The sequence below is a fragment of the Bradyrhizobium sp. P5_C11_2 genome, assembly GCF_054049755.1.
The window spans coordinates 1-19,577 of sequence record NZ_JBFULT010000003.1 but is presented as its reverse complement, the minus strand read 5'-3'; the positions used below and the strand labels follow the sequence as shown (position 1 = coordinate 19,577).

The 19,577-nt window shown below is 65.7% G+C and carries 15 protein-coding genes; 14 read left to right on the top strand and 1 reads right to left on the bottom strand.

What is annotated here, in order from left to right:
* The first annotated feature begins 55 nt into the window (after nucleotides 1-55).
* The 8 genes from ACXJL8_RS00660 to ACXJL8_RS00625 all read left to right on the top strand — a co-directional run bounded on the left by ACXJL8_RS00660 (nucleotide 56) and on the right by ACXJL8_RS00625 (nucleotide 11,915).
* Nucleotides 56-1,387 (top strand): MFS transporter, encoded by a 1,332-nt coding sequence (locus tag ACXJL8_RS00660; protein WP_456617720.1) that lies wholly within the window; start codon nucleotides 56-58, stop codon nucleotides 1,385-1,387.
* A gap of 253 nt (nucleotides 1,388-1,640) precedes the next feature.
* The gene (pdxR, locus tag ACXJL8_RS00655) at nucleotides 1,641-3,446 is read left to right on the top strand and encodes a MocR-like pyridoxine biosynthesis transcription factor PdxR (protein ID WP_456617719.1); all 1,806 of its coding nucleotides are present in this window, start codon (nucleotides 1,641-1,643) and stop codon (nucleotides 3,444-3,446) included.
* Nucleotides 3,447-3,620: 174 nt separating this feature from the next.
* Complete coding sequence (locus tag ACXJL8_RS00650; protein WP_456684470.1) at nucleotides 3,621-5,630, top strand: hydantoinase/oxoprolinase family protein; 2,010 nt, start codon at nucleotides 3,621-3,623, stop codon at nucleotides 5,628-5,630.
* Nucleotides 5,627-7,207, top strand: coding sequence for a hydantoinase B/oxoprolinase family protein (locus tag ACXJL8_RS00645; RefSeq protein WP_456684469.1), 1,581 nt, complete (start codon nucleotides 5,627-5,629; stop codon nucleotides 7,205-7,207). Before ACXJL8_RS00650 ends, ACXJL8_RS00645 begins: the two co-directional genes overlap by 4 nt.
* 11 nt (nucleotides 7,208-7,218) lie before the next feature.
* The gene (locus ACXJL8_RS00640) at nucleotides 7,219-8,514 is read left to right on the top strand and encodes an aminotransferase class III-fold pyridoxal phosphate-dependent enzyme (protein WP_456617716.1); all 1,296 of its coding nucleotides are present in this window, start codon (nucleotides 7,219-7,221) and stop codon (nucleotides 8,512-8,514) included.
* Nucleotides 8,515-8,537: 23 nt separating this feature from the next.
* On the top strand, nucleotides 8,538-10,202 hold the full coding sequence (locus ACXJL8_RS00635) for a long-chain-fatty-acid--CoA ligase (RefSeq protein WP_456617827.1): 1,665 nt from the start codon (nucleotides 8,538-8,540) through the stop codon (nucleotides 10,200-10,202).
* A gap of 106 nt (nucleotides 10,203-10,308) precedes the next feature.
* Complete coding sequence (locus ACXJL8_RS00630) at nucleotides 10,309-11,241, top strand: N-carbamoyl-D-amino-acid hydrolase (RefSeq protein ID WP_456617715.1); 933 nt, start codon at nucleotides 10,309-10,311, stop codon at nucleotides 11,239-11,241.
* On the top strand, nucleotides 11,238-11,915 hold the full coding sequence (locus tag ACXJL8_RS00625; protein WP_456617714.1) for a flavin reductase family protein: 678 nt from the start codon (nucleotides 11,238-11,240) through the stop codon (nucleotides 11,913-11,915). Before ACXJL8_RS00630 ends, ACXJL8_RS00625 begins: the two co-directional genes overlap by 4 nt.
* Here the strand turns inward: ACXJL8_RS00625 and ACXJL8_RS00620 are convergent.
* Nucleotides 11,912-12,574 (bottom strand): aspartate/glutamate racemase family protein, encoded by a 663-nt coding sequence (locus tag ACXJL8_RS00620; RefSeq protein ID WP_456617713.1) that lies wholly within the window; start codon nucleotides 12,572-12,574, stop codon nucleotides 11,912-11,914. The genes ACXJL8_RS00625 and ACXJL8_RS00620 overlap by 4 nt on opposite strands.
* 56 nt (nucleotides 12,575-12,630) lie before the next feature.
* Here ACXJL8_RS00620 and hydA point away from each other — a divergent pair, with 56 nt between their 5' ends.
* The 6 genes from hydA to ACXJL8_RS00590 all read left to right on the top strand — a co-directional run.
* Nucleotides 12,631-14,100, top strand: a complete 1,470-nt coding sequence (gene hydA / locus ACXJL8_RS00615) for a dihydropyrimidinase (RefSeq protein WP_456617712.1) — start codon at nucleotides 12,631-12,633, stop codon at nucleotides 14,098-14,100.
* Between the two features lie 16 nt (nucleotides 14,101-14,116).
* The gene (locus tag ACXJL8_RS00610) at nucleotides 14,117-15,091 is read left to right on the top strand and encodes an NAD-dependent epimerase/dehydratase family protein (protein ID WP_456617711.1); all 975 of its coding nucleotides are present in this window, start codon (nucleotides 14,117-14,119) and stop codon (nucleotides 15,089-15,091) included.
* A gap of 1 nt (nucleotide 15,092) precedes the next feature.
* On the top strand, nucleotides 15,093-15,842 hold the full coding sequence (locus ACXJL8_RS00605; RefSeq protein ID WP_456617710.1) for an SDR family oxidoreductase: 750 nt from the start codon (nucleotides 15,093-15,095) through the stop codon (nucleotides 15,840-15,842).
* The gene (locus ACXJL8_RS00600; RefSeq protein ID WP_456617709.1) at nucleotides 15,839-17,275 is read left to right on the top strand and encodes an NAD(P)-binding domain-containing protein; all 1,437 of its coding nucleotides are present in this window, start codon (nucleotides 15,839-15,841) and stop codon (nucleotides 17,273-17,275) included. Before ACXJL8_RS00605 ends, ACXJL8_RS00600 begins: the two co-directional genes overlap by 4 nt.
* A 107-nt stretch (nucleotides 17,276-17,382) precedes the next feature.
* The gene (locus ACXJL8_RS00595) at nucleotides 17,383-19,002 is read left to right on the top strand and encodes an ABC transporter substrate-binding protein (RefSeq protein WP_456684468.1); all 1,620 of its coding nucleotides are present in this window, start codon (nucleotides 17,383-17,385) and stop codon (nucleotides 19,000-19,002) included.
* A gap of 25 nt (nucleotides 19,003-19,027) precedes the next feature.
* Nucleotides 19,028-19,577: ABC transporter permease (locus ACXJL8_RS00590; RefSeq protein ID WP_456684467.1), on the top strand; the 550-nt coding region annotated here is incomplete at its 3' end.

The following is a 19,577-nucleotide window of genomic DNA, read 5'->3' as shown; positions in this document are numbered from 1 at the left end:
GCGGTTCGCAATTGCGCGAACCGCGGCGCTACTCAAAAGGGGGAGGAAGATAAAAATGGCTGAGATGGATATGCCGGTCGCAGGTGCACAGGCGCCGGCCGACAACAAGCAAATGGTCAACGCGATCATCGCGTCCGTGCTGGGATGGGCGCTCGATCTGTTTGATTTGTTCATTCTGCTCTACGTGGCGCCGGTCGTCGGCGCRCTGTTCTTTCCGTCGAGCAATGCGGCGCTGTCGCTGGCGGCGGTCTACGGCTCGTTCGCCGTGACGCTCTTGATGCGGCCGCTCGGCTCGGCGGTGTTCGGGCACTATGCCGACGTGCACGGCCGCAAGCAGGCCATGTTGATCGCCATCGTCGGCGTCGGCATCAGCACGGCGGCGTTCGGCCTGCTGCCGACCATCGCCCAGGTCGGCGTAATCGCGCCGATCATTTTCCTGCTGCTGCGCCTCGTGCAGGGCATATTCGTCGGCGGCGTCGTGGCCTCCACCCACACGATCGGCACCGAGTCGGTGCCGGCGCATTGGCGCGGCGCGATGTCCGGCCTGGTCGGCGGTGGCGGTGCCGGCATCGGCGCGCTGTTGGCCTCCGTCGTCTTCCTGATCACGTCGTCGGTCTTCCCGGGCGATGCCTTCGCGGTGTGGGGCTGGCGCTTCATGTTCTTCTCGGGGCTGCTGAGCTCGCTGCTCGGCTGGTTCATCTTCCGCAACCTCGAGGAGTCGCCCTATTTCAAGGAGCTGAAGCGCCAGCAGGGCAACAAGCAGGCGAAGGTGTCGAAAGCGCCGGTCAAGGACGTCTTTTCGGGCGAGTATCGCGGCGTCTTGCTGGTCAACCTGCTGATCACCTTCGGCGGCGGTGCCGGCTACTATCTGACCTCGGGCTACCTGCCGAGCTTCCTCAAGGTCATCAACGCGGTCCCGAACCAGACCTCGTCGCTGATCCTGATGGGGGCGAGCGTGTCGGCGTTCTTCTCGGCCGTGCTGGTCGGCGCGCTGAGCGACTGGATCGGCCGCAAGAAGACGTTCCTCATCATCGGCGTGCTGGCGGCGGTGCTGCTGCCGCTGTGCTATCTCAACCTCGCGGCCACCAAGGACACGACGCAGATCACGCTCTATGCGTTCGCCATCGCCTTCATCGGCAACGCCGGATATGCGCCGGTGCTGATCTTCCTGAACGAGCGTTTCCCGACCGCCCTGCGCGCAAGCGGCACCGGCCTGTCCTGGAACATCGGCTTTGCGCTGGGCGGCATGATGCCGACCTTCGTCTCGCTGGTGAGCGGGAGCCCCGCGGAGATTCCAATGTCGCTGGCATACTTCGCGGTCGGCGTCTTCGTGGTCTACCTGATCGGGGCGATCGTGATCCCCGAGACCAAGGGCAATTTCCGCTGATCCCGGCATCGGCGCGGCCATGTCGCGGCCGCGCCGGCTCATCGAATGCACGACGCGGCGGGAGTGGATGGGCTGCATTACGACGGTGTGATCGTCGGCGGCCGGCCGTAAGGCCGAGGGCGCGGGGGGCGGCTTTCTTGCCGCATTGAAGGCTGGGGTGTGGTCTGACAAGGCTGTACCTCGATGCCGACTTGCCTCAATCTGATGCGAATCTGGTGGCGCTCACCGGGCATTCGAGAAGCTTCCTGCCGCGATGGACAGAGATCATCACCCAAGCAAGCGCGTCTCCCTTGCCGGGATGCGTATCGACCGGACGTTGGCCGTGCCGCTGCATTTGCAGATTGCAGCGCATATCCGGGACTGCATTCTGCGCGGGGTCTTTCCAGGCGGAACGCAATTTCTCGGCTCACGCGAGATCGCGCGGGAATTGGGATGCTCGCGGACGGTGGTATTGACCGCCTGGGATCTGCTCTATGCGGAGGGCTACCTCGAATCGATGCCGCGCGGCAGCGTCATGGTGGCATCCGTCGCGGTGCCACATGCGCAGCCGCCTTCGCCGGTGTCGCCGGCCGCCGATCCCGCCCACATGTCGGAGCGCTGGCGCTCGCTGCTCGCCTCCGACTACGAGACCAACTGGCCGTCGGAGTTCAGTCCGGGCGCGCCCGATATTTCGAGCTTTCCCTTCAAGGACTGGTCGCGGCTGCTGCGTCAGGCCTGGCAAAATCCAAGAGAGCAGGAATGCCTCGATCTTCCCCCTGAAGGCCATCCGCGGCTGCGCAGCGAGATCGCGAACTTCCTCGGCTCGGTGCGCGGTCTGGTCTGCTCTCCGGAAGAGGTCGTCGTCACCTCCGGCACATCGGGCGCGCTGGATTTCTGCAGCCGGATGATCCTCGACCCCGGCGACGAGGTCTGGGTCGAGGAGCCGGGCTTCGTCGAGGCGCGATGGGCGCTCACGGCCGCCGGCGCAAAGCTTGTTCCCATTCCCGTCGACGACAAGGGGCTGGTGGTGCCGGAGGGAATCCGGCGCGCCCCGCATGCGCGGCTGATCGTGGTCACGCCATCGCATCAATATCCCCTGGGCGTCAGCATGGGCCTGGAGCGGCGTCTCGAGCTTCTCGACTGGGCCAACAAGAACGACGTCTGGGTGATCGAGGACGACTACAATTCGGAGTTCAGGCATCAGGACAGCATGATCGCCTCGTTGCGCTCGCTCGACCGCGAGGGGCGGGTGATCTATTTCGGCACCTTCTCGAAGATCATGATGCCGAGCCTGCGGCTCGGCTACATCGTCGCCAACAGGCGCTTCATCGAAGGATTTTCCAGAGGCCGCGCGCGGATCGACGTGCACACCTCCGGCATCGGACAACTCGCGCTGGCGGAGTTCATGCGCGAGGGGCACCTGTTGCGGCATCTGCGGGGGATGCGGCGGATCTATGCCGCCAGGCGCAAGGCGCTGATCGACGCAATCACAACGCTGATGCCTGATGATCTGGCGGTATCGTCCGCCGTCACCGGACTGCACCTGGTGGCGCTGTTCACCGACGCAATGCGGGCGCGGATGAGCGACCGCGAGGCGGCCGCAGTCCTGAAACAGGCCGGCATCCACGTGCAGCCTTTGTCGCAGAATTTTCTGGAGCGGCCCGACGCGGCAGGGCCTGGTGTTTGGCTACGGGCGGCTGCACGTCGAGGATGCCGCACCGTTGCTTGCGAGAATCGCGGCTTGTATCGGCAGTGGCTCCCGCAATGCACGATCCGGGCCGGCAACATCCTCTCTTACTGTTCGTACAATAAAGAGAGGCTGAGCCGACCGCTATGCATAGCTCATAGGCAGGCCCATATCCCGCAGCGCCGCCCGATCGCCTGCAAATTAGACAGACTATTTTGGGCGCTCCGATTGCAGTGCAGCGGGCGTCACGATTTGCGCCGAGAAATCCGTGGTGTGCGCTGCACTTTTCTCGCGTGGAACAGTCCGCGATTGCGTGCTCTCTGCGCGGGCACCGCTGCACCAAAACGTGCAGCTTGTGGCGCGGCGCGCGGCGTCGCTCGCGCGCTGGTCTAGCGGTTTGCGACAACTCTGGCCCTATCCCGCGCCCATCGCTCTGTCGCACGCTCGCTCATGGTGGCATGACAGGGGATGCATGATGAGCGCTCTCGGTTTGGCATTCGACGTTGTTGCGATGGACGGGAAGGACCCGGCGTCCGGTCCGGACGTCATCCGTAGCTGACTGTGCACATGAGCAATTCCGGCAATCACTGGGAAGTCGGCACCGATATCGGGGGCACCTTCACGGACATCATCGCGATCCGCCGCGATTCCGCCGAAGCGCGGATCGCGAAGGTGCCGTCGCGGCCGCAGGCTCCGGTTCAGGTCATGCTGGAGGCCATCGAAGCGGTGGGCTTGCGCAAGAGCGAGGTCAAGCGCTTTGTCCACGGCACCACGCGCGTGACCAACGCCATCGTCGAGGGCAGGCTGCCGAAGGTGGCGCTGGTCGCGACCGAAGGATTTGCCGACGTGCTCGAGATCGCGCGCTACCGCCGCCGCGATCTCTATCGCCTCGACATCCCGCCGAAATCGCCGCCACTGGTGCCGCCTGAACGATGTTTTGGGCTCGCCGAGCGCCTCGATCACGAAGGCCGGGTGCTGAAGGCGCTGGATGCTGCGGAAATCGAGCGGCTGGTGGCGTGGCTCAAGCAGACCGGCGTCCAGAGCGTCGCGGTGGCCTTGCTCCACGCCTACGCCAACCCGGTGCACGAAAAGATGCTCGGCGAGCGCCTCAAGGACGTCGTCGCCCATGTCTCGCTGTCGCACGAAGTCAATCCCGAGGCGCGCGAATACGAACGGACCTCGGCGACCGTGTTCAACGCGGCCGCGATGCCGATTGCGGTGGAATATCTCAGCGAGCTGGAACAGCGGCTGCCGATCGGGGCCGGCCTGCAGGTGTTCCATTCGGCCGGCGCCATGATCCCGATCTCCGCCGTAAAGCGGCGGCCGCTGGTGATGGCGATGTCGGGTCCTGCGGCCGGCGTTTCGGCCTCCGTCAGCATCGCGCGCCAGCTCGGCACATCGCGCATGCTGACCTTCGACATGGGCGGCACCACCACCGACGTCTGCCTGATCGTCGACGGTCAGGCCGAGATGACCGACGGCCGCATGCTCGGCGACAAGCCGCTGCGCCAGCCAATGCTTGCGGTTCATTCGATCGGCGCGGGTGGCGGATCGATCGTGCGCAATGGCCCGGGCGGCCTGACGGTAGGGCCGGAGAGCGCCGGCTCCGAGCCGGGGCCGGCCTGCTACGGCCGCGGCGGCACCGAGCCCACGATCACCGACGCCAACGCCGTGCTCGGTTATCTCAATCCCGAAACAAAGCTCGGCGACCGCATCGGGATCGACATCAAGGCCGCGGCTGATGTCATCGCCCCGATCGCCCGCGCACTTGGATTGAGCCTGACCGAGACGGCGCTCGGCATCATCAAGGTCGCGAACGCGACGATGGCGCGCGCGCTCCGCCGCGTCACCGTCGAGCGCGGCATCGACGGGCGCGACTGCACGCTGCTCGCCTTCGGCGGCGGCGGACCGATGCATGCCGCGGGCCTTGCCGATCTCTACGGGATTGCAGCGGTCGTCGTGCCCAGTGCATCGAGCGCGTTCTCGGCGCTGGGCTGCCTCACCGCGGATTTCAGCTTTCTCCAGCAGCAGACTTTTCGCGCGGCGCTCGACGGCATCGATCTCGCGCGCGTGTCGGAGCGGATCGGGACGTTGATCGCCGATGCCTCGGCACCGCTCATTGCCAACGGCGTTGCGCAGGCGGAGATCCAGGTCGAGCTGGTGGCCTTGATGCGCTACGCGGMGCAGAACGACGCCATTCCGGTGCCGTTCGCATTGCCGCTCGACGTCGGCAGGCTCAAGAAGGACTTTTTGGCGCGGCATCACGAGCTCTTCGGCTACGCGACGAGCGAGCCCTGCGTCATCGAATCCGTGCGTGTGCAGGCGCGTCGTCCGTCGACGACCGTTGTCAGCCGGCCGGCGACCGCGACCCGCGCAGTGTCCACCGGTCAGCGTACCTGCTCGTTCGACGGTTTCCACGACATCGCAACCGCGATCATTGACCGCGCCGCAATGACCGACATCGTCAGCGGTCCCGCCATCATCGAAGACGCCTGGTCCACTGTGGTGGTACCGCCCGGCTGGCAGGCGCGGCCCGATGCAACCGGCAATCTGTTCCTGACGCGGAGTGCAGCATGAAGCTCGATCCGTTCGTCGTCGAAGTCATCAGGCACGGGCTTTCCGCCGCCGCCGAAGAGATGAGCCTGGTGATGACGCGCTCGGCGCGCTCGCCGCTGCTGCGCGAGGCGGGCGACCTGTCGTCGGCGATCACCGACGGCCGCGGTGGCCTGGTCGGGCAGGGCCGCGACATTCCGATCCATCTCGGCGCGATGGCCTATACCATTCCCGAGTTGCTGAAGGTCGTGCCAATCGAGAGCCTGAACGACGGCGACGTGCTGATCTACAATGTCGGCGCGCTCGGCGGCAATCACCTCAACGACGTCAAGGTCGTGCGTCCGGTCTTCGTCGACGGCGAGATCGTGGCGTTCGCCGTCAGCCTCGCGCACTGGCCCGACATCGGCGGCACCTGGCCGGGCAGCTATTTTGCCAAGGCCATCGACACGTTCCAGGAGGCGATGCGGATACCGCCGGTGTTGATCGCGACCGCAGCCGGCGTCAGCGCGCCGATCGTGCAGCTGCTCAAGGCCAACGTTCGCGACCCTGAGTCCTGCGAGGGCGATCTGCTTGCCCAGATCGCGGCGACCAAGGCCGGCGAGAAGCGCRTCGTCGAGCTTTGCCGCGAGCACGGCAAGGCGGTGTTCACGGCGATGCAGTCGCGCCTGCACGATCTCTCGGAGATCGAGATGCGCGAGGCAATTCGCGCGCTACCGGACGGCGTCTACGAGGGCGAGGATCATCTCGACGACGGCAGTGTGAACAATGCGCCGGCGCGCATTCACGTCAAGATCACTATTCGCGACGACGAGGCGACCTTCGATCTGTCCGGCAGCTGCGACCGCGTCTCCAACTTCTGCAACACGACGCCGTTCATGGCGCGCTCGGCGGTGGCCTATGCGGCGCGCATCATGAGCGGGCGCGACATGCACCAGAACGCAGGCGCGCTGCGGCCTTTGACCATCATCACGCGCCCGGGCTCGATCCTGGAGCCGGGCTGGATGGCGTCCGTGGCCGCCGGCAACCACGAGACGTCCATGCGCATCGTCGATGCGATTTTTCGCGCGATGCAGGACACCATTCCGGAGCGCCTGTCGGCCGGCGGCGCGACCACCGCGGGCGTGCTGTTCTTTGCCGAACCGCGCCAGAACGGTTCATGGAAGATGCTCTACGAGGTCCACGGCGGCGGCGAGGGTGCGCGTCATGACCGGGCCGGCATGTCTGCAACCCGGGTGCATCTCTCCAACACCTCCAACACGCCGGTCGAGGTGATCGAGGCGAATTACGCGATCCGGCTCGAACAGCAGGCCATTCGCTGGAATTCCGGCGGCGCGGGGGCCCATCGCGGCGGTGATGGCTCCGTCCGCACCTATCGCATCCTCGCGCCTTCCATGCACCTGACGACCTGCATCGAGCGCATGGTGATTGCGCCGTTCGGCATGCAGGGCGGCGAGTCCGGCAAGGCCTGCCGCATCTCGCTGATCAGGCAGGGCGCGAACGTTGCCATCGACGGCAAATCGAACCTGGTGTTGCAGCAAGACGATCTCGTCACGATCGAGATGTGCGGCGGCGGCGGCTACGGCGCCGCGGCCGCGGAGTGAGGGGACCCGCGATGAGCAAATTGTTGCGAACCGGACTGAACGCGGGTGAGAGCGCGCCGATGGCCGTGGTCGGTGGCGAGGGTGTCTACTTTCACCTTGCGGATGGGCGCCGGCTGATCGACGGCAGCAACACTGGCGGCGGTCTCGGGCATCGTCATCCCGTGATGGTGGAGGCGATCCGTCGCGCGGCCGATACGCCGGTCGTGAATGAGGGCTGGACCTGGGTCGGGCGCGAGCAGGCCGCCGACGATCTGATGGCTGCCGCGTTCAAAGGCGAGGAGGATTGGGTCGGCGCGGTGCGCTTCTGCATCAGCGGCAGCGAGGCCAACGACATGGCGCTGTCGCTCTGCCAGGCGCTGACGCAACGCTCCGCATTGGCGACGCGCGAGCGCGCCTATCACGGCATCACCGGCCTGTCGCGCAGCATGACGGTGCAGCCGCAGTGGCATGGCGGGCTCGCGGTGCACTCAGGCGGCTCGAAGCTGCCGGCGCCGATGGCCCCGGTGCGTATCTTGCCCGCACCCGATGGTGCAATCTATGGCGCGCCGGCCAACAATGCACCTCCGAGCGAATATCTGGCGGACGCCACGCGGCTGCTCTCGGACACCGCGGCGACGATCATCGACTACACCCAGGGCGGCATCTATTACGACGGCGCGTATCAGGACGAGGTGGCGCGTTGCGCACGCCAGGCCGGCTCATACTGGATCGCGGACGAGGTCGTCACCGGTGCGGGACGCGCCGGACGCTGGTTCGCATTCCAGGGGGCGACGAGCCGCCCCGACATCGTGACGCTCGGAAAATCGCTCGGCGGCGGTGCGGCGGCGGTGGCCGCGGTCGTGGTCTCGAAGGCGATCGTCGAGCGGCTCAAGGGCACGAGCTGGCAGAATTACGGCACGCTGCGCGGTCATCCGATCAGCATGGCCGCCGTCAGCGCCTACCTGAAGGTCGTCACCGAAGAGAAAATTCTCGAGCACGTCCGCAGTCTCGAAAAGCTGTTCACCCGCCGCCTGCTCGCGATCGCGCAAAAACATCCCAGCGTGCAGCGCGTGGCGGGGCAGGGGCTGCACTGGACGGTCGAGCTGCACGGGCCGGATTGGCGCTCATGGCGCGCCGATACGACCGAGGTGCCGATCGCCTCGCGCGTGGCGTCGCGTGCGCTGGAGGCCGGCGCGGTGATCGGGACCAGCGGCGAGCAGACCTCGCTGTTCCTGGCGCCGCCGCTGGTGATCTCCGAGCACGAGGCCGAGTGGCTGCTGGACGCGCTCGACCACGGCCTGGACATCGCCGACGAGGAGCACGGGTGAGCGCGGACGGCACACCGAACGCAATGCTTCGCCGGTCACCGAATTGGCCGGCGGATGAGCCCTGGCATCTCGCGATGCCCGAGGGAACGCTCTACGACGCGCTGGCGCGGGCCGCGCATGATCGCCCCACGCATCCGGCGACCATATTTTACGGCGCGAGCCTCAGCTATGCCGAGCTGCGCGACCGGGTCGACGCCATGGCCGGATTCCTGCAAACGGTCTGCGGCGTGCGGCGCGGCGACCGCGTCATCATCGCCCTTCAGAATTCGCCGCAATATGTCATCGCCTATTATGCGGTGATGCGGGCGGACGCCGTGATCGTGCCCGTCAACCCCATGAACAAGACGGCCGAGATCGACTATCTCGCCGCGGACAGCGGCGCCCGGGTCGCGATCATCGGCAGCGAGCTCAGCGCCGAGTTTGCTCCGCCGGCGGGCGGGATCATTGCCCATGCGATCGTGGCGCAGTATCGCGACGAGATTCCGGCGGCCACGCCTTATACGCTGCCATCCTGCGTGACCGAAGCCTCGGCGGACGTGCCGCCGTTACCGGGGTGGCATTCCTGGTCGTCCGCAATCGCACAAGGCCTGTTGCCCGGCACGATGAGCGCGGCGCCGGACGATCTCATGATCCTGCCCTATACGTCGGGAACGACCGGCAAGCCCAAGGCCTGCATGCACAGCCATCGCAGCGCGCTGTTCACTGCGGTCTTGCAGGCGCGCTGGTACGGCCTCGGCGGCGACGACGTGATGACCGGTTTCATGCCGCTGTTTCACGTCGCGGGCATGCAGGGCTCGATGAATGCCGCGATCGTCACCGGCGCCACGCTGCTGTTGATGGCGCGCTGGGACAAGGATCTGCTGCCGGATCTGTTCGAAACCTACGGGGTAACGTTCTGGAACGCGGCCCCGACCATGATCGTCGACGTGCTTGCCAGCGCCCGGTTCCGCGACCGCTGTTTTGCCAAGCTCAAAGTCTTGACCGGCGGCGGCGCCGCGATGCCGACCGCGGTGGCCGAGCGGCTGAAGGGACGCTTCGGTCTCGATTTCGTCGAGGGCTACGGCATGACCGAGACGATGTCACCGACGCACATCAATCCTATGGCGACGCCGAAGCGGCAATGCCTCGGCATCGCCGTGCACGAGACCGACGCAAGGATCATCGATCCGGAGAGCCTCACCGAGCTCGACGACAACGTCGTCGGCGAGATCGTCGTGCACGGCCCGCAGGTGCTGCGAGGCTATTGGAACAGACCGCAGGCCGACGCCGAGGCGTTCATCGAGCTCGCCGGCAAGCGGTTCCTGCGCACGGGCGATCTCGGCTATCGCGATGCCGACGGCTATTTCTTTGCGGTGGACCGCCTCAAGCGGATGATCAATGTCAGCGGCTTCAAGGTGTGGCCGGCCGAGGTGGAGGCGGCCATGTACCAGAACCGCGCCATCAGGGAATGCTGCATCGTCTCGGCGCCGGACGATTATCGCGGCGAGACCGTCAAGGCGCTGGTGGTGCTGGATGAGGCGATGCGCGCGACGACGTCGCCGGATGATATCATCGGCTGGGCGCGCGGCGTCATGGCAAGCTACAAGGCGCCCCGCGCCGTCATCTTCGTGGATGCCTTGCCGCGCACCGCGAGCAACAAGATCAACTGGCGGCTTTTGCAGGATGCCGAATGGGGGCGGACGGCATGAAAACTGCTTGTCTGGAAAATCGGCGCAAGACCGCGGTATGCTGCGCGCGCCGACACCCCCTTGAAGCTGCGATCCCCAGCCTCGCCAATCAATCAGGAATTTTCTGATGCGTATCGTCAATGTTGCCGCCGCCCAGATGGGCCCGATTCAGAAAGCCGACAGCCGCGAGGCCGTGGTCAAGCGCATGATCGCGCTGATGGACGAGGCCAAGACCAAGGGCGCCGATCTGATCGTCTATCCGGAGCTGGCGCTGACGACGTTCTTTCCGCGCTGGTACGCGGAGGACCGGGCCGAGTTCGACATCTGGTTCGAGCGCGAGATGCCGAGTGCGGCGACCAAGCCGCTGTTCGAGCGCGCAGCTCAGCACCAGATGGCGATGAATTTCGGCTATGCCGAGCTGACGCCTGACGGCCACCACTTCAACACGGCAATCCTGACCGACAAGTCCGGCAAGATCGTCGGTAAATATCGCAAGGTCCATCTGCCGGGCCATGTGGAGTACGACACCAAGCGCTCGCACCAGCATCTGGAGAAGCGCTATTTCGAGCCGGGCGATCTCGGCTTCAAGGTCTGGCGTGAGCTGGGCGGAATCATCGGCATGGCCATCTGCAACGACCGCCGCTGGCCCGAGACCTATCGCGTCATGGGCCTGCAGGGCGTCGAGATGGTGGTGATCGGCTACAACACGCCGTCCGTCAATGCGGAGAAGAGCGAGGAGGGCGTCGAGAAGCGCCTGTTCCACAATCGCCTCTCGGTGCAGGCCGGCGCCTATCAGAATGCGACCTGGGTCGTCGCGGTCGGCAAGGCCGGCGTCGAAGATGGCCACCCGCTGTTTGGCGGCAGCCTGATCGTCGATCCCAATGGTGAGATCGTCGCCGAGGCGAAGACGGAGGACGACGAGGTTCTGGTTCACGCCTGCGACCTCGATGCCACGACCTTCGGCAAGACCACGATCTTCGATTTCGCCCGGCATCGCCGCATCGAGCATTACGGCCTGATCACCAGCCAGACCGGCTCGGTGCCGCCGCCGGAGAAATGACGCCGATGACAGGCAAGGGCACATCGGGCATTCCGCTGCGCGAGCTCGATCCGCGCGACCGCTACAAGCTGCTCTGCGGCGTGGTGGTGCCGCGGCCGATCGCGCTGGTGACGACGCTGGACGAGAACGGGGCGGTCAATGCCGCGCCGTTCAGCTTCTTCAACGTCTTCTCGGAAAGCCCGGCGCTGATCGTTCTCGGGCTTCAGCACAAGCCGGATCACAGCCCGAAGGACACGACCCGCAACATCCATCGCGATGGCGAGTTCGTGGTTCACATGGTGGACGAGGCGCTGTCGGCATCGATGAACGACTGCGCGGTCGATTTCCCCTCCGGCGACAGCGAGGTCGCCGCGACCGGGCTCGCCACGCTGCCCTCCGTCGATGTGAAGGTGCCGCGCCTCGCCGCGGCGCCCTTTGCGCTGGAATGCCGCCGCCATGTCGTGCTGAACTTTTCGCCCGACCGCGAACTATTGGTCGGTGAGGTGCTCAGGGTTCACGCCCGCGAGGGCCTGGTCGATGAGGCCAACATGTATGTCGATCTCGATGCCTACCGGCCGATCGGCCGCATGTTCGGCAATCTCTACACGACGCAGCGGGACACGTTTGCGCTTGTTCGCGAGAGCCATGCGCAGTGGCTCGCGCGCCAGGACGCCAAAGAGCTGAAGGACGCCTAGTGAGCCGAGAACTGCACCGCTCCCAGCGCCATGGTGACGGCCGCCTGTGTCGGGTCGATCACGGGAATACGAAGCGCGTCTTCCAGCGGGCGGCGGTGGCGCGCCATGCCGGCGCAGCCCATCACGATGGCGCGGGCGCCGTCCTCGTCGCGCAGCGCGCGGCCGATGTCGATCATCTTCGCGAGCGTCCCTTCGCCGGACGCGGTTTCCGCCACGCTCATATTCAGCGGCCGCTCGCCGGCCAAGCGTTCGGTCAGTCCCATCTGCCTGAGATAGCGCATGTGGCGCGGGATCGAGCGCTGGGCAATCGCGATGACGCCAAAGGTCTCGGCGCGGGCGAGCGCGGTCAGCACGCCGCACTCGGCGATGCCGAACACGGGACGGTCGGTGCCCTCGCGGCAGACTTGAAGACCGGGGTCGCTGTAGCAGGCGATGACGAAGGCAGCCGAGCTGTTGTCGCTTTCCACCAGCCGGCGCAGCGGCATCGCGACGCCATCGACATCGGCCTGGCTTTCAATGCCGAACGGACCCTCCGCCAGCGACTGGCAGACCAGTTCCGGTCCGCCTTCGAAAGCGAGCGGCTTCAGGGCATCTTCAAGCCCTTGCGTGACCGCGGGGTTGGAATTCGGATTGATGACGAGAATGCGCGGCCGGGACATGATGGTCTTCCTGCGAAATTACGAGTACTTGCCTCAGGCATATCACGGAGTGCCTCATGACTGAACCCACTTACGACCTGATCATTCGCGGCGGACGCGTCGCGACCACGACCGACGTGTTCGAAGCCGACGTCGCCATCTCCGGCGAGACCATCGCCGCCATCGGCCGCGGGCTTCCGCCCGCCAAGCGCGAGATCGACGCGCGCGGCAAGCTGGTGCTGCCCGGCGGCGTCGACAGCCACGCCCATATCGAGCAATTGTCCGCTGCCGGCATCATGAACGCCGATACGTTCGAGAGCGCGACGGTGTCCGCGGCGTTCGGCGGCACCACCACGGTGATCCCGTTCGCCGCCCAGCATGTCGGCATGAAGCTGCCGCAGGTGGTGGAGGACTATCACGCGCTGGCGAAGAAGGGCGCCGTGATCGACTACGCCTTTCACATGATCATTGCGGACGCGACCCGGGAGACGGTCGAGGAGCACATTCCGGCGCTGGTGAAGCAGGGCCATGCCTCGATCAAGATCTTCATGACCTATGACCGGCTCAAGGTCGACGACGAGCCGCTGCTCGACATCCTGCTCGCCGCGCGCCAGTCCGGCGCGATGCTGTGCGCGCATGCCGAAAACCACGGCATCATCGCCTGGATGGTGAAGCGCCTGCTCGCGCGCGGCTACACGCTGCCGAAATACCACGCGGTCAGCCACGCCCGTGTGTCGGAGTCCGAAGCCTTCACCCGGCTGATCGGCATGGCCGCACTGATCGATCAGCCGATCATGATCTTCCACGTCTCCACGGCCGAAGGCGCCAAGGTGATCCGCGATGCGCGCGGGCAGGGGCTCAAGGTCTTTGCCGAGACTTGTCCGCAATACCTGTTCCTGACTGCCGGCGATCTCGACAAGCCCGGCGCCGACGGCGCCAAATGGATGTGCAGTCCGCCGCCGCGCACCCATTCCGACCAGGAGGCGCTGTGGCAGGCGCTGTCGCTCGGCGATCTCCAGACCATCTCGTCGGACCACGCACCGTATCGCTTCGACGAAACCGGCAAGCTGCGCGCCGGACCCAATCCGAACTTCAAGCAGGTCGCCAACGGCCTGCCGGGACTGGAGCTGCGGCTGCCGCTGCTGTTCGACGCGATGGTGTCGAAGGGACGGCTCGGCCTGGAAAAGTTCGTCGAGCTGACTTCGACCGCGCCGGCCAAGATCTACAATCTGCATCCGCGCAAGGGCTCGATCGCAGTCGGCGCCGACGCCGATATCGCGATCTGGGATCCCAATCGCGAGACTGTGATCGCCGACGAGATGATGCACGATCTTGCCGGCTACACGCCGTTTGCAAGCCGCAAGCTGAAGGGCTGGCCGGTATCGGTGTTGTCGCGCGGCCGCGTCATCGTCGACGACAACAAGTGTCTCGCGAGCGCCGGCAGCGGCAAGTTCCTGGCACGCAGCGGCGGTGAGGCGGCCAAGCCCACCGGCCGGCTCGTCGCCGACATGGATCCGGAACGGAATTTTGGAGCAAAACTGCTGTGACGGTGGTTCGCGCGCGATGAGGATCGTCATCTTCGGCGGCACCGGCTTCGTCGGCCTCAATCTCGCGGAGGTGCTGCTCGCGCGCGGCCATGACGTGACGCTGTACGATCGGAAGCAACTTCCGGCTGGCGCGGAGCGATCCTTTGCTGACCACCGGGAGCGGCTCTCGATTGTTCAAGGCGAGATCACGGACATCGAGAGGATCGACGCCCTGGTAAAGCAAGGCTTTGATGCGATCATCCTTGGCGCTGCCATAACCGCCGGGGACCAGCTCGAGCGGACCACGACCTCGAGCATCCTCGAGATCAATGTGATGGCTCAGATGCCGATCCTGAGCGCTGCGATTCGCCGTGGCGTTCGGCGCGTGATCAATCTGTCCTCGGCGTCCGCCTATGGGGCTGCGGGACAACGCTATCCGCTACTGGACGAGGAGACGCCGTGCGATCCCGTCTCGTTCTACGCGATCAGCAAATTCACGTCAGAGAGATCCGTGGCGCGGCTTGCCGAGTTGTGGGAAGGCGATTTTCTGAGCGTGCGTTTAAGCGCCGTGTTCGGTCCGTGGGAGCGGATCGGGAAGGTGCGCGATACGCCCAGCCTCCAGTTCCAGATCCTTGCTGCGTTCGCCCGCGGCGAACCGGCCCTTCTCCCTGCGCCAGGCATCAAGGATTGGACCTACGCGCCCGACGCCGCCGAAGCGGTGGCGGTGCTGATCGAAGCCGAGCGGCCGCGCCACCGGCTTTACAACATCTCAAGCGGCGCGGCCTGGTCTGCGCTGCAATGGGGTGAGGCGTTCGCAGCCCTGCATCCCGGGCTGGAGTGCCGGCTCGCGTCACCTGGAGAGAAGACCTTCATCAAGCTCCACGGCGGGGATCGTGCCCCGATGTCGATCAAGAGGATGGCCGATGAGTTCGGCTGGCGCGCCCGGTTCGGCTGCGTGGAGTCGGCCGCTGCGATGAGCGCCTGGTGGAAGCAGCACAAGGAGTGGATCTGACATGCGGCTGCAGAGGCGCACGGCCATCATCACCGGTGCAGGCTCGGGCATCGGCCGCGCCAGCGCAAAGCTGTTCGCGGAGGAAGGCGCGCGTCTCGCTCTCGTCGATCGCGATGCGGCGGGCCTTGCGGAGACGTTGAGCCTCGTGCGCGAGGCAACGACGCATGTCGGCGACGTCGGCGATACCGCATTCGCCGAGACTGTCGTGGGCGATGTCATGGCGCGGCACGGCCGGCTCGATATCCTGATGACCGCGGCGGGCTTCTCCTGCGGCGGCACGGTGCTGACGACGAGCCCGGACGATTGGGACGCGGTGTTCCGCACCAATGTCGGCGGCACCTGGCTGTGGGCGCGGGCCGCCGTGCCCGAGATGCAGCGGCAGAAGAGCGGCTCGATCATCACGCTGGCCTCGCAGCTCGCCATTGCCGGCGGCAAGGGCAACAGCGCCTACATCGCCGCCAAGGGCGCGATTGTCAGCCTGACGCGGACGATGGCGGTGGATTTCGCCACCGACGGCATTCGCGTCAACGCGATCGCACCGGGCGCGATCGACACGCCGATGCTTCGCCGCAGCTTTGCCCGTCACGCCAATGCGGACGAGGTGCGCGAAGCCTCGCGCAACCGCCATGCCATGAAGCGGTTCGGGCAAGCCGAGGAGATCGCACAGACGGCGCTGCATCTCGCCAGTGATGCGTCCTCGTTCACGACCGGCACCGTGATGGTGGTCGACGGCGGATGGCTCGCGGCATGAGCGACGCGCTGACAGACCTCGAAGCCGATATTCGCGCCGATCTCGCCATGATCGCGCATCCGGGCGCCGCGTGGCTCCCTCCAAAGCCGGGACCGGACGGCAAGCCGGCGCTCGATGTGCTCATTGTCGGCGCTGGCCAGTCCGGCATCGCCATCGGCTTCGGCCTCATGCGCTCCCGCGTCAGCAACATCCTGCTGCTCGACAAGGCCGCGGAGGGGATGGAAGGCCCGTGGCTCAGCTATGCCCGCATGCCGACGCTGCGCAGTCCGAAGGACTACACCGGCCCGGACCTCGACATTCCGAGCCTGACCTATCAGTCCTGGCACGAAGCCCGCTTCGGCAAGGAGAGCTGGCAGACGCTCGACCTCATCCCGCGCGGCCATTGGGCCGAGTATCTGCTGTGGCTGCGCCGCACGATCGGATTGCCGGTGCGCAACGGCTGCGAGCTCCTCGAGATCGCGCCGGCGGCCGATGGCCTGCTCGCCGCACACGTGAAACGTGCCGACGGCGTCGAGACGCTCTATGCGCGCAAGATCGTGCTGGCGACGGGGCAGGAGGGGATGGGCAACTGGATGATCCCCGAGCCGCTGTCCCATTTGCCGTCAGGCTCGGTCGCGACCGTCGCCGACGACATCGATTTCGAAAGCCTTCGCGGCAAGCGCGTGGCCGTGATCGGCGCCGGCGCCTCCGCCTTCGACAATGCGGCAACCGCGCTTGAGGCAGGCGCGGCCGAAGTACATCTGCTCTGCCGCCGGTCGCAGATCCAGGTGATCCAGCCCTATCGCTGGCTGACCTTCCGCGGCTTCCTGCGTCATCTCAGCGATCTCGACGATGCCTGGCGCTGGCGCTTCATGCGCAAGATCCTCGAAATGCGCGAGGGATTTCCGCAGCCGACCTATGACCGTTGCGCACGTCACGCCAATTTCAAGCTGCATGAAGGTGCGCCTGTCGAGGCAGCGCGGCAGACCGGCAAGGCCATCGAATTGCAGACGCCGCGCGGCGCCATCACGGCGGACTTCGTCATCTGCGGCACCGGCATCGACATGAACTTCGCCGAACGCGGCGAGCTGCGCCAATTTGCCGGCAATATCGCGACCTGGGCCGACCGCTACCAGCCGCCGGAAACCGAGCGCAACGTGCGGCTCGGCCGCTTCCCCTATCTTGCCGACGATTACGCCTTCACCGAACGTGTGCCGGGCGCGACGCCATGGATCTCCGACATCCATCTCTTCGCCATCGCGTCCACGATGAGCTTCGGCCCGTCAGGATCGTCGATCAACGCGATGACGACCGCCGTTCCCAAGCTGGTCCACGGCCTCACGCGCGGCCTGTTCCGCGCCGATGTCAGGCATCACTGGGCTTCGCTCAGTGCCTATGACGTGCCGCAGGCCGTGGTGGCGCGGCCGGCGCAAAATGTGGGAGAATCGCGATGATTGTCCATGCTCTGCCGCGACGAAGCGTCCATCAGGGATTGGCGCGCAAATTGCTTCTTTCTCACCATGCCTTGCTGGCGTTCTTGTCGAAATTCAAGGGAAAACCAATGCGTTTTGTGTCTTTCAGGCCGGCGTCCTGCGTCGTCGCCACCGCCGCGCTGCTGCTCGTTGCCACCGCGCCTGTGCAGGCCCAAACCAGGGCGGAAACGTTGCGCTACGTGAYCGGCGCATCCGTCAACACGCTCGATCCCAACATTCCCGGCTCGACCCGCGAGTCCTTTGCGCTGAGCATGAGCACCTACGACCGGCTGGTGGCATTTGGCCGCAAGCAGCTCAACGGCAAATGGGTGTTCGATCTCGACAAGATCACGGGCGAGCTCGCCGAATCCTACGACGTCAGTCCCGACGGGTTGAAGCTCACCTTCCGCCTGCGCAAGGATGCCAAATTCCAGGACGGCTCGCCGGTGACGGCCGAGGACGTGAAATGGTCGCTCGATCGCTGCGTCACCGCGCCGATCCTCGGCAAGGCCCAGCTCCTGACGGGCTCGTTGACCTCGGCCGACCAGTTCAAGGTGATCGATCCCCTCACCATCGAGGTGACGTTGCCGAAGCCGGACAAGCTCGCGCTGCCCAATCTCGCAACCGTCTATCCGATGATCATCAACTCCAAGGTCGCGAAGGAGCACGCGACCGCGGACGATCCCTGGGCCACCGCCTGGTTGAAGGAGCACACCGCCGGCAGCGGTGCCTATGTGGTCGAGACCTTCAAGCCGGGCGAGCAGGTCATCCTCRAGCGCGACGAGGCCTGGAACCGCGGTTCGGCCAACAAGCCGGCCTTCTTCAAGCGCGTGATCGTGCAGTCCGTGCCGGAGCCGGCGACCCGCGCCAATCTGGTCGAGCGCGGCGATGCCGATATCGTCGTCGATCTCCAGGCGAGCGACGTGCAGTCGCTCGAGGCCAAGGGCAAGCTCAAGGTGGTCTCGACGCCGCAGTACAATGCGATCACCTTCGTCTCGATGAACAACCAGATTCCGCCCTTCGACAATGTCAATGTGCGCCGCGCCATCGCCTTCGCTCTGCCCTATGAGGATATGTTCAAGGCCGCCTTGTTCGGTCGTGGCGCGCCGCTGTTCGGCGCGACCTGGCCCGACGGCAAGCCGCTGAACGGCATCTATCCGTTCCAGGCGCCCGTGAAGATCGATCTCGACAAGGCGCGCGAATATCTCAAGGCGGCGGGCCTTCCCGAAGGCTTCTCGACCAGCTTCAGCTTCAATGTCGGTCAGGCCTCGACGGCGGAGCCGATGGCGGCCCTGGTGAAGGAATCGCTCGCCAAGATCGGGATCAAGGTCGACATCCAGAAGCTGCCGGACGCGCAGATGTCGACGCAGATCAATGAGAAGAAGCTGCCGTTCTTCACCGAGGGCATCGTCGCCTGGCTGCCGTCGACGGATTATTTCTACCGCAACTTCTACACCGGCAATCAGCGCTGGAACTACAGCTCGATCAACAATCCCGAGCTGGCCGCGATCGCGCAGGAAGCCCGCTTCGAGCCGGACAAGGCCAAGTACGAGGAGGATGGCCGCAAGCTCAATGCCATCCACTTCAGCGAGATGCCGCAGATCCCGCTGTGGCAGCCCAATCAGGATGCGGTCATGGCGTCCTCGATCGAGGGCTACACCTACGAATTCCATCGTCAGGTCGACTACCGCGATGTCAGCCGCAAGTGACATCCGCAAACAGGGACGCTGAAAAGTGATGACCGGTCTTGGCGCAACGATGATGCGGGCGGGCAGGCGGCTTCTGTCGTCGCTGCCGGCATTGTTCGGTGTGCTGGTCTTCACCTTTCTTTTGATGCGCGTCCTGCCCGGCGACCCCGCGGTGTTCTTCGCCTCGGGGCCCAATGCGGGCAAGGAGGAGATCGAGCAGATCCGCAAGCAGATGGGGCTCAACAAGTCGGTGCCGGAGCAGCTCGTGTTCTATCTCTCCGACATCGGCCACGGCAATCTCGGCCGCTCCATGATGACGGGACAGCCGGTGCTGAAAGACCTGCGTGAGCGGCTGCCGGCTTCGCTCGAGCTCACCTTCACGGCGCTCCTGCTTGCGCTGATCGCGGCGGTGCCGCTCGGCGTGGTCGCGGCGCTGAAGCCGGGGTCGGCCGTCGATCACGGCGTGCGGCTGTTCTGCGCGCTCGGCGTCTGCGTGCCGACCTTCGTCTCGGGCCTGCTGCTCATCTATGTCTTCTACTATCTCCTCGGGCTTGCGCCCGATCCGACCGGGCGGATCGACGTGTTCACCTCGCTGC

Bases quoted from the DNA above. Each gene is read 5' to 3' on its own strand.
- pdxR (WP_456617719.1), top strand. From the start codon at position 1,641: ATGGACAGAGATCATCACCCAAGCAAGCGCGTCTCCCTTGCCGGGATG.
- ACXJL8_RS00640 (WP_456617716.1), top strand. From the start codon at position 7,219: ATGAGCAAATTGTTGCGAACCGGACTGAACGCGGGTGAGAGCGCGCCG.
- ACXJL8_RS00635 (WP_456617827.1), top strand. From the start codon at position 8,538: ATGCTTCGCCGGTCACCGAATTGGCCGGCGGATGAGCCCTGGCATCTC.
- ACXJL8_RS00630 (WP_456617715.1), top strand. From the start codon at position 10,309: ATGCGTATCGTCAATGTTGCCGCCGCCCAGATGGGCCCGATTCAGAAA.
- ACXJL8_RS00625 (WP_456617714.1), top strand. From the start codon at position 11,238: ATGACGCCGATGACAGGCAAGGGCACATCGGGCATTCCGCTGCGCGAG.
- ACXJL8_RS00620 (WP_456617713.1), bottom strand. From the start codon at position 12,574: ATGTCCCGGCCGCGCATTCTCGTCATCAATCCGAATTCCAACCCCGCG.
- hydA (WP_456617712.1), top strand. From the start codon at position 12,631: ATGACTGAACCCACTTACGACCTGATCATTCGCGGCGGACGCGTCGCG.
- ACXJL8_RS00610 (WP_456617711.1), top strand. From the start codon at position 14,117: ATGAGGATCGTCATCTTCGGCGGCACCGGCTTCGTCGGCCTCAATCTC.
- ACXJL8_RS00605 (WP_456617710.1), top strand. From the start codon at position 15,093: ATGCGGCTGCAGAGGCGCACGGCCATCATCACCGGTGCAGGCTCGGGC.
- ACXJL8_RS00600 (WP_456617709.1), top strand. From the start codon at position 15,839: ATGAGCGACGCGCTGACAGACCTCGAAGCCGATATTCGCGCCGATCTC.